Genomic DNA, 15,309 nt, shown 5'->3' on the forward strand with positions numbered 1-15,309 from the left:
GCGCGATGAGCCGACAGGCAAGCGGCCCGCTGGCGGGCCTGCGCATCCTCGAGATCTACGGCATCGGGCCGGCGCCCTTCTGCGGCATGTTGATGGCGGACCTGGGCGCCGACGTGGTGCTGGTCGATCGCGCCGAGATGGGCCCGGAAGACATGGATCTCGGCCGGCATGCCGTCACCAACCGCGGCAAGCGCTCGATCGCGCTCGACCTGAAGACGCCCGAGGGCGTGGCGACGGTGCTGCAGCTGGTCGAGAACTGCGATGCGCTGATCGAAGGCATGCGCCCCGGCGTGATGGAGCGCCTGGGCCTCGGGCCCGATGTGTGCCTCGCCCGCAACCCGAAGCTCGTCTATGGCCGCATGACCGGCTGGGGCCAGGCCGGCCCGCTGGCGCAGGCGGCCGGCCATGACCTCAACTACATCGCGCTCTCGGGTGCGCTGTGGTATTCGGGCCAGCCGGGCGAGGCGCCGATGACGCCACCGAGCCTGGTGGGCGACATGGGCGGCGGCGCGATGTACCTCGCGCTCGGACTGCTGGCCGGCGTGATGCATGCGCGGGCGACCGGGCGGGGCCAGGTCGTCGATGCGGCCATCGTCGATGGTAGCGCGAACATGATGAACCTGCTGATGGGCCTGCGATCGGCCGGCCTTTTCGCCAGCGAGCGGGGCAAGAGCCTGCTCGACGGTCCCCACTGGTATCGCAGCTACCGCTGCAAGGACGGCGGTTTCGTCACGGTGGGCGCGGCCGAGCCGAAGTTCCATCGCCTGCTGGTCGAAAAGCTCGGCCTCGCCGGCGACCCGGCCTATGCGAACCAGGGCAACCCGAAGACCTGGCCGCAGCGGCATCAGGCCTTTGCCGAGTTGTTCGCCACCCGGACCCGCGACGAGTGGTGCCTGCTACTCGAAGGGACGGACGCCTGCTTCGCCCCGGTGCTGGACCCCGACGAGGCGGCCGTGCATCCGCACATGGCCGAGCGGGGCATCTACAGCTGCATCGACGGGGTGCTGCAGGCCAACCCGGCGCCGCGCTTCTCGCACACGCCTGGAAGCGCCGGCACCGTGCCGCGCCGGGGCCAGCACCAGCAGGAGGTGCTGCAGGACTGGCTCAATGTTGAAGTGCCATAGGGCCGCACTGGGACACTGGAGACAAGAAAATGACGACCGTATTCCCGACCCTGCTGCACCGCTTCCTGCACTGGGAAGCAGCGCAAGCCGAGGTCATCGCACTGACCGAGCCGCGTCCGGATGGACGGGTGGTCGACTACAGCTGGCGCGAGATCGGTGACCAGGCGCGGCGCATGGCGGCGCACCTGGAATCGCTCGGCCTGCCGCCCAGGAGCAACATCGCGATCCTGGGCAGGAACAGCGCCCACTGGATCATGGCCGACCTGGCCATCTGGATGGCCGGCCACGTATCCGTGCCGCTGTATCCGACGATCAGCGCTGCGAGTGCGCGCCACATCCTCGAGCATTCCGAAGCGCGGCTGCTCTTCGTCGGCAAGCTCGACGGAAAGGCCGACAACTGGAACCAGATCCGCACGGCCTTGCCGCAGGAACTTCCGCTCATCGCGTTGCCCCTGTCGCCGCTGCCCCAGGCGCAGCAATGGGAAGCGCTGACCGCCGCGACTGTGCCGCTGCAGCAGCCGCACCTGCCCGATGCGGGTGAGATGGCGACGATCCTGTACACCTCGGGCACCACCGGCGTGCCCAAGGGCGTGATGCACAGCTTCGGCAACATGGCCCGCTATGCCCAGGGCTCGGGCGATTTCTGCGGCTTCACGCCGGCGGACAGGCTGCTGTCCTACCTGCCGCTCGCGCATGCGGCCGAACGGTCTTTCGTCGAGGCGAACCTGCTGGCGCACGGCCTGCGCGTGTACTTCAACGACGCGCTGGAAACCTTTGTCGCGGACCTGCAGCGCGCCCGGCCGACCGTGTTCATCTCGATGCCGCGGCTGTGGACCAATTTCTATGCCGGCGTTTGCGCCAAGCTGCCGGCCACGGCGCAGGCGCTGCTGGGCGCGGACTCTCCGGAAGGCGCGGCGCTGCGCCAGAACGTGCTCGCGATGCTGGGCTTGCCCGACGTGCGCATCGCCTTCACCGGTTCGGCCCCGCTGCCGCCGGAGATCGTCGACTGGTACCGCAAGCTGGGACTGGAACTGCTGGACGTCTACGGGATGACCGAGGACTTCTGCTGGTCGCACTACAGCCGGCCCGGTGCGGTGCGGCTCGGCTACTGCGGCGAGGCCCTGCCCGGCGTACAAGCCCGCATCGCAGCCAACGGCGAGATCGAGGTGAAGACCGTAACCCGGATGCTCGGCTACTACAAGGACCCCGCGTTGACCGCCTCGGCCCTCACGGACGACGGCTACTTCCGCACTGGCGACCGCGGCGAGTACGACGAGGCCAACCGCCTGAAGATCACCGGCCGTGTGAAGGAACTCTTCAAGACCAGCAAGGGCAAGTATGTGGCGCCAGCGCCGATCGAGAACCGGTTCGCGCACCCCATGGTCGAGGCCGTATGCGTCACCGGCGCGGGGCACCCGCAGCCCTTCGTGCTGCTGATGCCCTCGCTCGCGGCACGGCAGCAGATGGGAGACCCTGCGGCCCGCGACGCCCTGGTCGCGACCTGGGAGGCGCTGCTGGGCGAGGTCAACGCCACGCTGGAACCCCACGAGGCCCTGAGCCATGTGGTGGTGGTGAAGGAGCCCTGGACGATAGACAACGGCTTCCTCACGCCGACGATGAAAATCAGGCGCAGCATCATCGAGGAACGCTATCTGGGCAAGGCCGCGGCATGGGCCGCGCCGGGCAGCAAGGTCGTGCTCGAGACCGATTGAAGAACCAGCGACCGAAGACGCGGATCAAAGCCGGAGTGAGCGTCGCTTCGGAGGCGGAAGAATCGGAATTCTCCTTGTCTGACAAGGACTTGCGCGGCACCCGCGCCAGCGCGAATCCGGAGGAAAGAAAGAAGCCAGCGCTTCTACACTGCACGGCTTGAACACGCGAGCGCGCAACGCGCTCGCGATCTGTCCTCCCGCCTTCGCATGTCCCGGTTCCCCGGGAATCCAACATGGAATCCAGATATCTCCTTCTCGATGTGAGCGACAAGGTCGCCACTGTCACCATCCACCGTCCGGACAAGGGCAACGCGCTCGCGCCCGATGTGCTCGATGAAGTCGCGGCGATGTTCACTTCCCTCGGCCAGCGCGAGGACGTGAACGTGATCGTCTTCACCGGCGGAGAGAAGTTCTTCTCGGCCGGCTTCGACCTCAACGAGATTCGCAAGCTCGAGAAAGTCTCGAACGAGGCCTACATCGCGCTGTTCCATCGGGCCTATCGCGCCGTGCTGTTCTGCCCGCAGCCGGTGATCGCGGCCATCGGCGGCCCGGCCATCGCGGGCGGCTTCGATCTCACGATGATGTGCGACATCCGCTACGCCTCCGCCCGCGCCAAGTTTGGCCAGCGCGAGGTCGTGCTGTCGCTGACGCCGATCATGGACCCGCTGTGGCGCATCATCGGCCTGGGCCGCGCCAAGGAAGTGGCGCTCACCGGCCGCATCTACGGCGCCGAGGAGGCCCAGCGCATGGGCTACGTCAGCCAGGTGTTCCCGGAAGGGGAACTGCTCGCTTCCGTGGGCGCCATCGCCCGCGACATGGCTTGCCATGACCGCACGACGCTGGCGGAGACCAAACGCCTGTCGAACCAGGTGCTGAACATGGACCTCGACGGCGCGATGCGCATGCAGGAGTGGCTGTTCCGCAGCTATATCGGCTCGGAGGACAACCACCTGCGCATCGACGCGCTGCAGGCCAAGCTCGCCGCGGCGCGCAAGGAAGTGAGCGTCACGCGATGAATGTCCTGATCGTGCACGCACACAACGAGCCCGGCTCGTTCTGCACATCGATGATGAAGGCGGCGACGCAGGAGTTGCGGGCGCAGGGCCACGAGGTCGACGTGTCCGACCTCTATGCGATGCAGTGGAAGGCCGTCGCCGATGCCGCCGACTTCGGCAGCCGCGCCAACGCCGACTACCTTGTCTATGCGCTCGAGCAGCGCCACGGCTGGGAAGCCAAGACCCTGGCGCAGGACATCCTGGCCGAAGTGGAGAAGCTCCAGCGCGCGGATCTGGTCATCTTCAACTTCCCGATCTACTGGTTCTCGATGCCGGCCATCCTGAAGGGCTGGGTCGATCGCGTGCTGATTTCGGGGCTTTGCTACGGCGGCATGCGCTTCTACGATCGCGGCGGCCTCAAGGGAAAAAAGGCGATGCTCGCCATCACCATCGGGGGCCAGCCGCACATGCTGTGCGAGGACGGCATCCACGGCGAGCTGCAGGAGATGTTGCGGCCGATCCTGCGCGGGACACTCGGCTACACGGGGATGACGGTGTTGCCGCCCTTCGTCGCGTGGCACGTGCCCTATATCCAGCCCGGGCAGCGCGGCGAGCTGATGGAGCAGTACAGACAACGCTTGCGCCAGATCGACGCGCTGCAGCCTTTGCGCTTTCCGTCGATGGATCATTTCGATGCGGCGCTGCGCCCGCGGCCTGCGGCGGCGCCCTGGTGACAAGAGGACGACGTTCCGTGAGTCGTCCAAAGCAGGAGTTCAGATGAAGCCTTTCCACGCAGACACGTTCGTGCTGGCCATCGCGCTGGCCATCGGTTCGGTCCACGCCGCGCCGGCCGATCCGGTGCCGCCCGTTCCAGGCAAGAGCGCCAGTGCCATCACGGCATCCCGCAACGCCGCGGTGCTCACGCAACTGCCGTTCGGGGACCGCGCCGATTTCGAGTCGGCCCGCCGCGGGCTGGTCGCGCCTTTCGAAGGCCAGATCAAGAACGACGCCGGCCAGGTGGTGTGGGACTCGCACGCCTACGACTTCCTGCGCAAGGATCAGGCGCCGGACAGCGTGAACCCGAGCCTGTGGCGGCACGCGCAGCTCAACACGAATGCCGGCCTTTTCAAGGTGACCGATCGCGTGTACCAGCTGCGCGGCATGGACCTCGCCAACATGACGGTCATCGAAGGCCAGCGCGGGCTGATCATCATCGACCCGCTGACGAGCATCGATACGGCGCGTGCCGCGCTCGCGCTGTACCGTCAGCATCGGCCGGCCAAGCCGGTGGTCGCGGTCATCTACACGCACAGCCACGTCGATCATTTCGGCGGTGTGCGGGGCGTGGTCGACCAGGCCGACGTGAAGGCCGGCAAGGTGAAGATCTACGCGCCCGCGGGTTTCATGGAGCATGCGATCAGCGAGAACCTGCTCGCCGGCACCGCAATGTTCCGCCGCGCCCTGTACCAGGCCGGCGCGGGCGTGCCGCGAGGTGAACTGGGTCAGATCGATGCGGGCCTGGGCAAGGGGGCCCCGGCCGCCTCGACGATCACGCTGATCCCGCCGACCCACCTGATCGGGAAGGACTACGAGACGCACGTCATCGACGGTGTGCAGATCGAGTTCCAGCTGACGCCCGACACCGAGGCGCCCTCGGAGATGAACCTCTACCTGCCCAAGCAGCGGGCGCTGTGCATGGCCGAGAACGCGGTGCGGATGATGCACAACGTCCTCACGCCGCGCGGCGCGCAGGTGCGCGACGCCAAGGGCTGGTCGCGTCACCTGGACAACAGCCTGGTGCGCTACGGCGACAAGGCCGAGGTGCTGTTCGCCCAGCACGGCTGGCCCACCTGGGGCGGCGAGGGCATCCGCACCTTGCTGGCCGACCAGCGCGACATGTACGCCTTCATCAACGACCGCACGCTGCACCTGATGAACCAGGGGCTCACGCCGAACGAGATCGCGCAGGCGATCACCAAGCTGCCTGGTGAGCTCGACAGGAAGTGGGCCACGCGTGGCTACTACGGCGTGCTCAGCTTCAACGTCCGTGCGGTCTACCAGCGCTACCTCGGGTTCTACGACGCCAATCCGGCCAACCTCGATCCGCTGCCGCCGGTGGAAGCCGGCAAGCGCTACGTCGCCGCGATGGGCGGCTCGGCGGCCGTGCTCGCGCAACTGCGTGACGCGATGGCCAAGGGCGACTACCGGTGGGCCGCGCAACTCGGCAACCACCTCGTCTTTGCCGAGCCCGACAACAACGAGGCGCGCGAGGCGCAGGCCGATGCGCTCGAGCAGCTCGCCTACCAGAGCGAGTCGGCCATCTGGCGCAACATGTACCTCACGGGCGCCGGCGACCTGCGCCGCGGAGCGCCAAACTTGCCGAGTCGCGTGACCGAAGACCTCGTCAAGGCGACGACCCCGGCGATGTTCTTCGACTTCATGGCCGTGCGGCTGGATTCGGACAAGGCGCAAGGCCACGACATGACGCTGAACTGGATTTTCGACGACGCGCGCCAGTCCTTCGCGCTGACCTTGCGCAACGGCGTGCTCACGCATCGCGAAGGCTCGAAACACGCGAAGGCCGACGTCACCGTGCACACGAGCAAGGCCACGCTCGATCGCATCGGCCTGCGGCAACTCGACTTCGCCACGGCGCTCAGGCAGGGCGACATCCGGGTCGAAGGCCAGGCCGGCAAGCTGACCGAGCTGCTCGGCATGTTGGCCGTGTTCAGGCCCGCGTTCAACATCGTCACCCCTTGAGGGCACCCATGCAACAGCACAGACGTCGCTTGCTGCAGCAGCTCGCTTCCGGCGCGAGCGCCGGCCTCCTGGGCAGCCTCGGCGCTGCCACGGCATGGGCCCAGGCCGCCTTTCCGAGCCGCCCGGTGCGCGTCGTCGTGCCGTTTCCGGCGGGCGGCAGCGCGGATGTGATCGCTCGCGGCGTTTCCGAGCGCCTGGCCAAGGCCTGGGGCCAGCCCGTCGTGGTGGACAACCGACCCGGCGCCGCCGGCATGATCGGGGCCGACGCGGTGGCCAAGGCACCTGCGGACGGGCACACGCTCCTGATGACCACGACGACGCTGATGCAGGCGCCCAGCCTGTACGGCAAGGCACCGTACGACCCGATCCGCGACCTCACGGCGATCAGCGAGTTGGCCACCACGCATCTCGTGCTCGCGGCCGGGCCGGAGCTGCCGATCCAGCATGTGAAGGACCTGCCCGCCCATGTCGCCAGGCTGGGCAAGGCTCTGCCGTATGGCACCTTCGGGCAGGGCTCCAGCGGACACGTGCAGATGGAGATCTTTGCCCGTGCGGCGAAGGTGCCGCTGGTGCACGTGGCGTACAAGGGAGAGAACCCGCTCGTCACCGACCTCCTGGGCGGCCATGTGCCCCTGGGCACCATCAGCGCGGGCTCGGTGCTGCAGCATTCACGCACCGGCAAGGTCCGGCCGCTGGCCGTGGCGGGTGCCTCGCGCTCACCGCTGCTGCCGAACGTGCCGACCTTCGAGGAGGCCGGCTTCGCCGGGCTGGAACGCCATGGCTGGCTCGGCCTGTTCGCGCCCGCGGGCTCGCCGGCGCCTTTGCTGGAGCGCATCAGCGCGGACGTCAACCGCGCCCTGGCCGATCCGGCGGTGCGCGAGCACATGATCGCCCTCGGCATCGCCCTCAAGGGCAGCACGCCGTTGGCGTTCGCGGAGGTGGTCAAGGCCGATCAGGCATACTGGGCAAAGGCCATCCGCGACACGGGCATCAAGCTGGACTGAGGGCAACCATGAGGCGACCCGCCCTGTATTTCTCCCTCTCCCCAAGGGGAGCGGGAGGAACACTCTGACGCCAGCGGGGCACTGACATGACGCGACCCAAGTCTTCAGCGCACGAGGTCCGCATCGAGGTGCCCGCCCGGCCGCGCAAGCGTCCGAGCCAGAAACGATCGGTGGCGCTGGTGGAGGCCCTCAAGGCCACGGGCCGGGCCATCCTCGAGCGCGAGGGCCGCAAGGCGCTGACGCTCCAGGACCTGTCCGATCGCTCGGGCGTCGCGGTCAGCTCCATCTACGAGTACTTCCCCACTATCGAGTCCCTGATCGCTGCGATCTACAACGACTACCGCACCGAGGCCCGGCGCGAATTGCTGGCGCACATCGACTCGCTGCCGTCGTCGGCACGCCTGTTCGACGGCATCCTCTCGACGCTGCGCTACGCCACCGAGACATTGCAGCAATGGGCAAGGATCGATCCCGAGTTCAACCTCAAGTCCACGTACTACGAGGAACTGGTGCGGCTGGATCTGGTCAAGACCGACAACTTCTGGTCCGCGGTGGTGATGCCGGCATTGATGAAGAAATTCGCCGATGAGGTGCTGGTGCGCGACCCGCAGAAGGCAGCGTTTCTCGCCCATCATGTGCTGCTTGCCGTGCCGCGCGCCATGGTTCTGGGCCGGCCGCAATACCTCGGCGAAGAAGACACGCCGCTGCTGATCGCGCGCATGCTGTACGCACTCCTGACCACGCCCTCCGAGTTGTAGGAGCCCTCAAGGCCTACGCGAGCGATGGCTCGTGGAACAAGGTCATGAACCTCGACCGCAACGACCTGCTCGCGCGGGGCAGGGCGGGCATTGTCCACGCCTAAAAAAAAGAAAACTTGCGCTTGTCAATACGCTTCGCGGTGCATATGTTCGATTGGCACCTTCAGTCACGAAGGAAGTGCCATGTTTGCGACCCGAACTCGCGCCGGGTTTGCGGCGCTCTTTCTCCTTGGTCTGCTGTGGCCCGTGCAAGCCAAGCCTCAGGCGCATCAGCATCATGCGCATCATGAGCGTGTTCAGCGCAATGCACGCCATCGCGGGTACCTCTGGGCTGTCGGCCTATGGGTGCTTCTCCTCATCGGTTGCGGTGGCGGCGGCAAGGGGGGTACTGCCGCCGAACCCATCGCCCTTGAGCCCGCACCCGCTTCACCCGCCGCCACGGCGCCGACCGGCACGAATCCCATGGCCGTCACGGTCCCGGAACCGCACCCGCACGCCGCCGTCCCCTGCCTGGATCCGGCTGCCGAGGCAGCCTTGTTCAAACGCGAAAACGACCTGCTGGGCGCCAACCACGCCGAGGAACACGCGCGCATGCGGGAGGTGCAGTGCGAGGTCGAACGCGGCGAGCGTGCGGTGCCCGCGCAGGACCTGGGCAAACCCGGGCCGGTGACGCTGCAGGAGGATGCCGCGGCAGTTGCCGCTGCAGATGAACTCGCAGCGGGCAATCCGGACGTGGCCTCGACGGCTGGCGGCCTTGCCGCCAGCGAGTGGGCGTTGCAAGGCCGTTGGAGCGAACCCTTCATCATTCCCGTCGTCGGGGTCACTGCGGTCCTGCTGCACACGGGCAAGGTGTTGTTCTGGTCGTACAACCCCGACGACTACTACAAGCCCTTGAGTTCCATGAACGGCGTGGCCTATGTCTGGGACCCGGCCACGCGCACGGGCCACTCTATCGCGCCGCCGGAAAACATCTCGTGCGCCGGGCAGACGCTGCTGGCCGACGGCAGGCTCTTCATCGCCGGCGGCAACCTGCGCTATCCCGACCCGAACGCGCCGGCCGGCACGCAGAGCTGGAAAGGAACGCTGACCGCCTACACCTTCAATCCCGCCACCGAGGCCTTCGTGCGTCAGCCGAACATGCGCAATGGACGGTGGTATCCCACCACCACCAAGCTGTCCGACAACCGCGTCGTCATCACCAGCGGCTGGGATCAGAACGGCGGCGAGATCATCAACAGCGACGTCGAGATTTTCACGCCCAGCGCGAGCCCGGACGGCGTAGGGCGCATCGACTTCGTGGGCCAGCACGCTTCGACCGGACTGTATCCCCTGCAGTTCCTGCTCCCGGGCGGAACGATGCTCGAAGCCGGTCCGGGAAGGCGCTCGAGTTACCTGTTCAATCCCGCCGACAACGCATGGAGCCGCCTGCCTGACCTGATGGGCGATCACTGGGTCAACGGCAATGGCATCATCTACACGGACGCGTCGGGCCCGACCGCCCGCCAAGTGGTGATGGTGGCCGGTGGCCTGGACATTTTGAGGGCGCCGACAACGGGCAACGAGTGGCTCGATGGCAATGAGCCGGCGGCCGGCTGGAAAGCCTTCCCGCGCTGGATCCAACCCCGGCACAACAGCAACACGGTGATCCTGCCGGACGGCAAGCTGCTCACCATGGGTGGCAACGCCGGCGCAAGCCCCTACAACGGACCTGTCTTTCAAGCAGAGATGTACTCGACCCAGGCGACGGAAACCACCGGCCACTGGCAGCGCGTTGTTCCCCATACGATCCAGGCGGCCTACCACTCCAGTGCGATCCTGCTGCCCGATGCGACAGTCCTGCTGTCGCAGGACGACATGGACTCTTCTGCCGCAGCGGCGGCCATGCACAAGGCGCAGGTGTACTCGCCGCCCTATCTCTTCAAGGGTGCGCGGCCGCTGATCGTCTCGGCGCCGGCCGGCGTGACGTACGGCCAGAGTTTCATCGTGACCACGGACCGCCAAGTCAACACCGCAGTGCTGGTGGCGCCCGGTGCCACGACGCATGGCAACGACATGCACCAACGGGCGATCCGCCTGCCTGTGCAGGTGCTCGAAAAGGCCACCCTGATGGCCACAGTGCCCGAATCGGCCGCCATGGTGCCGCCCGGCTACTACATGCTGTTCGTGTTGGACTCTGGCGGCATTCCTTCGGTAGCGAGCTTCGTGCGGGTGAACTGAACAGGCGCCCCGGACGCCCACCTAAACGAGGAATCGGAATCGAAGCCGGAGTGAGGACCCTCCGGCCGCCGGAAAACCCCGAATTGGACTTGCAAAACAAGGACTTGCACGGTGTTGACCGGGGCGGAAATCCGGACTGGGATTTGACTTCTCCCTTCCTACACTGATCCGGTTTTCACGCGCGACTGTGTCGCGTTTATTGCGCGGCTGCGCCGCGTTCTCTCTCCCTGGATCAGTGAGCTCCTGATGTCACTTGCTCGAATGTCCCTCGAGGACAAGACCCGATTGTTGCTGGACAACCCAGTGGCCTTGGTGGACTACTCCCACCACGCCTGGAACCACCTGCCGCGCGCAGAAATCGACGCGCTGCAACTCTCGGCCTTGAAACAGCGCTTTGCCGAGCTGCGCGATCGCATCCCGATGGTGAAGAAGCTCGCCGATGCCGAAGGCGTGGATCGCGTGGACGAACTGCACGACGTCGTCCCTCTGATGTTCGAGCACACGGTCTACAAGTCCTACCCGCCCTCGCTGCTGGAGAAGCGCAACTTCGCGCAGATCAACAAGTGGTTGGGCAAGCTGGTGACGCCCGAGCTCGCCGAGAAGCTCGCCGCGGCCGACGTCAGCGGCTGCGAAGGCCTGGATGACTGGTTCACGAGGATGGACCAGGCGGTGCCCGAGTTGCGCATGAGCCATACCTCGGGCACCTCCGGCACGCTCTCGTTCCTGCCGCATAGCGTGAGCGAGTGGCGCAAGGCCTGCCAGGTGCGCAAGATGCTGGTCTGGGCCACGGAAGGCCCCGACGCGCCCGATCCCGAGCTGCACACGATCTATCCCTACTATCGCTCCGGCTTCCTGAGCCATGTGCGCGCGAACGACTTCCTGATCGAGGCGCTGCTGCCCGCCGAAGCCAACTTCCATTGCGCCTACCCGACAACGCTGTCCAGCGACGTGCTGCACCTGGGCGCGAAGATCCGCGCCGCGCACGCCAAAGGCACGCTGGACCGGCTGGAGATCAGCCCGGCGCTGAAGGCCAAGAAGCAGGCCTTCGACAAGCTGCAGGCCGAAATGCCGCAGCACATGGCCGCCTTCTTTGAGCAAATGACGAACGAGCTGCGGGGCAAGCGGGTGTACATCGGAGGTACCTGGAACCTGCTGCATGGCATGGCCACGGCCGGCCTGGCGCGCGGACTGCAAGGCGTGTTCTCGCCCCATTCCTACCTCACCACCACCGGGGGCGCCAAGGGCGTGGTGCAGCCTGAGGGCTGGCGCGACGAGGTGCAGCGCTTCACCGGCGCGGCTTCGCTGCGGGAGTCCTACGCCATGTCCGAGACGCCGAGCGGCTCGCACTACCGGTGCGAGCACGGCCACTTCCACTTCGCGCACACCGCCATCCCGTTCCTGCTCGATCCCGAGACCAGCAAGCCGCTGCCGCGCACCGGCCGCCAGACGGGCCGCGCCGCCTTCTTCGACCTGGGCGCGGACACGCGCTGGGGCGGCTTCATCACTGGCGACGAGATCACCGTGGAGTGGGACCAGCCATGCCCCTGCGGCCGTCCGAGCCGCTACGTCGTCGGTCCCATCCAGCGCTACAGCGACAAGAACGGCGGCGACGACAAGATCACTTGCGCCGCGACCGAGGCTTCGCACCGCGAGGCCATGGACTTCCTCACCACGCTCGAAGGCTGATGCCCATGACCAACTCCAAACCCATCGCCCCGATGATCATCCGCGGGCAGATCATCACCGACCACCTGGTCGAAGTGGGTGGCCGCGGCGGCGACCTCGCTTTCCTCACCCCGGATTGGAACCGCTACCTCGACAAGCTACCGCTGGGCAACCCCACGAAGCTGGCCGACCTGTACAAGCTGCGCTTCGACGACATCCTCGACTACGCGGTCGAACTCGGCAAGCGCCTCAACTTCGCGGACAACCGCCACCTGCAGGAAGCCTGCGAGCTCTCTTACCTCACGGCGCCCACCACGCCTTCGCTGGTGAAGGCCAGCTACATGGGCCTGTCGCGCGTGCTCGAGCGCGAGAACATCGTCGAGGCGGTCGAGGCCAGCGTCGGCATCGAGTACCTCGAAGGCTGGGTGCCGCGGCGGCTGCTCGACGGCACCGAGCTCGAAGTGCGCTGCTTCGGTGCACGCGCGCTGCACATCGTGGCCGGCAATGCACCGGCGCTGTCGCTGTGGACCATCCTCCGCAACATGGTGCTGCGCAGCGACGCCATCATCAAGGCGCCCTCCAACGATCCGTTCACCGCGCTGGCCATCGCCCGCACCATGATCGAGATGGCGCCGGACCACCCGCTCACGAAGCATGTGACGGTGGCCTACTGGAAGGGCGGCGACACCGCCTTCGAGGAGCGCCTGTACCAGCCGCAGAACATCGAGAAGATCGTTGCCTGGGGCGGCTTTGCCTCGCTCAAGCACGTGACGCGCTACATCCAGCCGGGGCTGGAGCTGATCTCGCTCGACCCCAAGCGCAGCGCCAGCATCCTGGGTCGCCAGACTTTCGAGAGCGAAGCGGCCATGCGCGAGGCGGCGGTGCGCCTCGCCAGCGACATCGGTGCGCTCAACCAGAAGGGCTGCGTCTGCGCACGCGTGGTTTATGCGCAGAGCGGCACCGATGATGACGGTGTGCAAAAGCTCAATGACTTCGGCCGCCTGGTGTACGACGCGATGCTGAAGCTCCCCAACAGCCTGAGCACCGCACCCAAACGCTATGACCCGGGACTCAAGGCGGAGGTCGACGCGCTACGCCTGGATGACGAGTGGTACCAGGTGATCGGCGGCAGGGACGGTGAGGGCGCCGTCATCGTGTCCAAGATTCCGGAGGCGGTCTCTTTCTCGGCCATGCTCGACGACCGTACCGCCAACCTCGTTCCGGTCGACTCGCTCGACGAGGTGATGGATGCCGTTGACGCCTACACGCAGACGGTGGGCATCTACCCCGAGGCGCTGAAGGACGAACTCAAGGACATCCTGCCGCTGCACGGCGCGCAGCGCATCGTCTCGCTCGGCTACGCGGCCGGGATGAAGCTGGCCGCGCCGCAGGACGCCATCGAGCCGATGCGCCGCATGGGCAAGTGGATCTCCAACCAGATCGCCTCGCCCGAGAAGACGCCGGCGCCCTGGCTGCGCCCTTCGATCAACTGACCCAATCCCCGCCGTCCCTCTCCAAAAAGGGGGGCCATGGGTTTTGGACGGCAGCTATCTTCCCGTAGACCACACGAACAAAGAGCCAAGGACATGAGCACCTTTACCGCCTACTGCGCCTGTGAAGCCCACGGCCAGCTGATGCCCAAGCTGTTCGAGCGCCGCGCACTGCGCGCCGACGATGTCGCGATTGAAATCGCCTACTGCGGCGTCTGTCACTCCGACCTGCACCAGGTGCACAACGATTGGAAGAACACCGTCTACCCCTGCGTGCCGGGTCACGAGATCGTCGGGCATGTCGCGGCGGTCGGCCCCTCGGTCACCATGTACAAGATCGGCGACCGGGTCGCGGTCGGCTGCCTGGTCGACAGCTGCGGACAGTGCGATCCCTGCCGGGCTGGCGAGGAGCAGCTCTGCGTCAAGGGGCCGACCGCCACCTACAACGGCAAGGACCGCGTGACGGGCGAGACCACCCTCGGCGGCTACGCCGACAAGATCGTGGTGCGCGAGAAGTTCGTGCTGCGCGTGCCCGAGGCGCTGGACTTGAAGTACGCCTCGCCGCTGCTGTGTGCGGGCATCACGGTGTGGACGCCCATGCGCGAGCATGGCGTGGGTCCGGGCACGAAGCTCGCCGTGGTGGGCCTGGGCGGCCTGGGCCACATGGGGGTGAAGATCGCGGTCGCGCTGGGCGCGGAAGTCACGGTCATCACTACCTCGCCCTCCAAGGCCGACGACGCCCGCGCCCTGGGCGCGCACCAGGTGCTGCTGTCCACGGACCAGAAGGCCATGATGGCTTCGCTCAATGCCTTCGACTTCATCCTCGACACCATTCCCAGGCGGCACGACGTCAACCCTTACCTGATGCTGCTGGGCCGCAACGGCGTGCTGGCCGTGGTGGGTGCGATCGACCTGCTCGAGCCGGTGCACGGCGGCCTGTTGATCCGCAACAACCGCCGCCTGGCCGGCTCGTTGATCGGCGGACTGCCCGCCACGCAGGAGCTGCTGGACTTTTGCGCCGAGCACCAGGTGCTGCCGCAGTGCGAGCTGATCGCCATGGACGACATCAACACCGCCTACACGCGCGTGCAGGCCAACGACGTGAAGTACCGCTTCGTGATCGACATGGCGTCGATGAAGCATGCGCAGGTGGTGCAGTAGCAGACGCAGCGCCGCCCGTGTCGGGGGCAGGGCTGACTCGAGCTTCGAGTCCACGCCAAGGGCCAGTTCCCGTTTTGCGTTTGAACTGACCCTGAAAACTAATTTCCATCTTGTGCTCGCGTCCCACCCCGTATGGGGGGGCACGAACGGGCTGGACTGAGGCATTCTTGCGGGGCAAGAACAAAGGGCAGCTTGAGCTGCCCATCTTCAAGGCCACGCCAATGGGGAACGCCCCCGTTCGGCGTTTGAAGGGACCCTGCGACCAAGCGGGGTCTCTTTTTTTTTGCGCCGGCCGCGCAGTGGAAGGGAATGACGAACTCCCAGCGCGCCCGACTGTGGGCTCCGAGAGACCAGGTTTCCTTAAGCCTGCACGCAGCCACTCCGAAGTAGGGGGGACGAGACGCCTCGCGTCCGTCAGGCTGT

At 66.7% G+C, this 15,309-nt stretch carries 11 protein-coding genes; all 11 read left to right on the plus strand.

Features of this window, described 5'->3' with window-relative positions; translation table 11 throughout:
• Positions 1-5: 5 nt before the first annotated feature.
• The 11 genes from UC35_RS16150 (at position 6) to UC35_RS16200 (ending at position 14,886) form a co-directional block, all read left to right on the plus strand.
• Positions 6-1,124, plus strand: a complete 1,119-nt coding sequence (locus UC35_RS16150) for a CaiB/BaiF CoA transferase family protein (RefSeq protein WP_061501464.1) — start codon at positions 6-8, stop codon at positions 1,122-1,124.
• 29 nt (positions 1,125-1,153) lie between these two features.
• Positions 1,154-2,836, plus strand: coding sequence for an AMP-binding protein (locus UC35_RS16155; RefSeq protein ID WP_061501467.1), 1,683 nt, complete (start codon positions 1,154-1,156; stop codon positions 2,834-2,836).
• Positions 2,837-3,069: 233 nt separating this feature from the next.
• The gene (locus tag UC35_RS16160) at positions 3,070-3,852 is read left to right on the plus strand and encodes an enoyl-CoA hydratase/isomerase family protein (protein WP_061501469.1); all 783 of its coding nucleotides are present in this window, start codon (positions 3,070-3,072) and stop codon (positions 3,850-3,852) included.
• Positions 3,849-4,565 (plus strand): NAD(P)H-dependent oxidoreductase, encoded by a 717-nt coding sequence (locus tag UC35_RS16165; protein WP_061501471.1) that lies wholly within the window; start codon positions 3,849-3,851, stop codon positions 4,563-4,565. Before UC35_RS16160 ends, UC35_RS16165 begins: the two co-directional genes overlap by 4 nt.
• Before the next feature lie 43 nt (positions 4,566-4,608).
• Positions 4,609-6,591 (plus strand): alkyl/aryl-sulfatase, encoded by a 1,983-nt coding sequence (locus tag UC35_RS16170; RefSeq protein ID WP_061501474.1) that lies wholly within the window; start codon positions 4,609-4,611, stop codon positions 6,589-6,591.
• Between the two features lie 8 nt (positions 6,592-6,599).
• Positions 6,600-7,595 (plus strand): tripartite tricarboxylate transporter substrate binding protein, encoded by a 996-nt coding sequence (locus UC35_RS16175; RefSeq protein ID WP_061501476.1) that lies wholly within the window; start codon positions 6,600-6,602, stop codon positions 7,593-7,595.
• 86 nt (positions 7,596-7,681) lie between these two features.
• Positions 7,682-8,353: a TetR/AcrR family transcriptional regulator gene (locus tag UC35_RS16180; RefSeq protein WP_061501478.1), complete on the plus strand. Its 672-nt coding sequence runs from the start codon at positions 7,682-7,684 to the stop codon at positions 8,351-8,353.
• Positions 8,354-8,536: 183 nt separating this feature from the next.
• Positions 8,537-10,570: a galactose oxidase early set domain-containing protein gene (locus UC35_RS16185; RefSeq protein ID WP_227820350.1), complete on the plus strand. Its 2,034-nt coding sequence runs from the start codon at positions 8,537-8,539 to the stop codon at positions 10,568-10,570.
• A 246-nt stretch (positions 10,571-10,816) separates the two neighbouring features.
• On the plus strand, positions 10,817-12,256 hold the full coding sequence (locus tag UC35_RS16190) for a hypothetical protein (protein ID WP_061501479.1): 1,440 nt from the start codon (positions 10,817-10,819) through the stop codon (positions 12,254-12,256).
• 5 nt (positions 12,257-12,261) lie between these two features.
• Positions 12,262-13,728: an acyl-CoA reductase gene (locus UC35_RS16195; RefSeq protein ID WP_061503878.1), complete on the plus strand. Its 1,467-nt coding sequence runs from the start codon at positions 12,262-12,264 to the stop codon at positions 13,726-13,728.
• A 93-nt stretch (positions 13,729-13,821) separates the two neighbouring features.
• Positions 13,822-14,886: an NAD(P)-dependent alcohol dehydrogenase gene (locus tag UC35_RS16200; protein ID WP_061501481.1), complete on the plus strand. Its 1,065-nt coding sequence runs from the start codon at positions 13,822-13,824 to the stop codon at positions 14,884-14,886.
• Positions 14,887-15,309 lie beyond the last annotated feature (423 nt).

It is taken from the genome of Ramlibacter tataouinensis, assembly GCF_001580455.1.
Taxonomy (GTDB): Bacteria; Pseudomonadota; Gammaproteobacteria; order Burkholderiales; family Burkholderiaceae_C; genus Ramlibacter; species Ramlibacter tataouinensis_B.

Bases quoted from the DNA above. Each gene is read 5' to 3' on its own strand.
- UC35_RS16180 (WP_061501478.1), top strand. From the start codon at position 7,682: ATGACGCGACCCAAGTCTTCAGCGCACGAGGTCCGCATCGAGGTGCCC.
- UC35_RS16200 (WP_061501481.1), top strand. From the start codon at position 13,822: ATGAGCACCTTTACCGCCTACTGCGCCTGTGAAGCCCACGGCCAGCTG.
- UC35_RS16160 (WP_061501469.1), top strand. From the start codon at position 3,070: ATGGAATCCAGATATCTCCTTCTCGATGTGAGCGACAAGGTCGCCACT.
- UC35_RS16185 (WP_227820350.1), top strand. From the start codon at position 8,537: ATGTTTGCGACCCGAACTCGCGCCGGGTTTGCGGCGCTCTTTCTCCTT.
- UC35_RS16195 (WP_061503878.1), top strand. From the start codon at position 12,262: ATGACCAACTCCAAACCCATCGCCCCGATGATCATCCGCGGGCAGATC.
- UC35_RS16150 (WP_061501464.1), top strand. From the start codon at position 6: ATGAGCCGACAGGCAAGCGGCCCGCTGGCGGGCCTGCGCATCCTCGAG.
- UC35_RS16190 (WP_061501479.1), top strand. From the start codon at position 10,817: ATGTCACTTGCTCGAATGTCCCTCGAGGACAAGACCCGATTGTTGCTG.
- UC35_RS16170 (WP_061501474.1), top strand. From the start codon at position 4,609: ATGAAGCCTTTCCACGCAGACACGTTCGTGCTGGCCATCGCGCTGGCC.
- UC35_RS16175 (WP_061501476.1), top strand. From the start codon at position 6,600: ATGCAACAGCACAGACGTCGCTTGCTGCAGCAGCTCGCTTCCGGCGCG.
- UC35_RS16165 (WP_061501471.1), top strand. From the start codon at position 3,849: ATGAATGTCCTGATCGTGCACGCACACAACGAGCCCGGCTCGTTCTGC.
- UC35_RS16155 (WP_061501467.1), top strand. From the start codon at position 1,154: ATGACGACCGTATTCCCGACCCTGCTGCACCGCTTCCTGCACTGGGAA.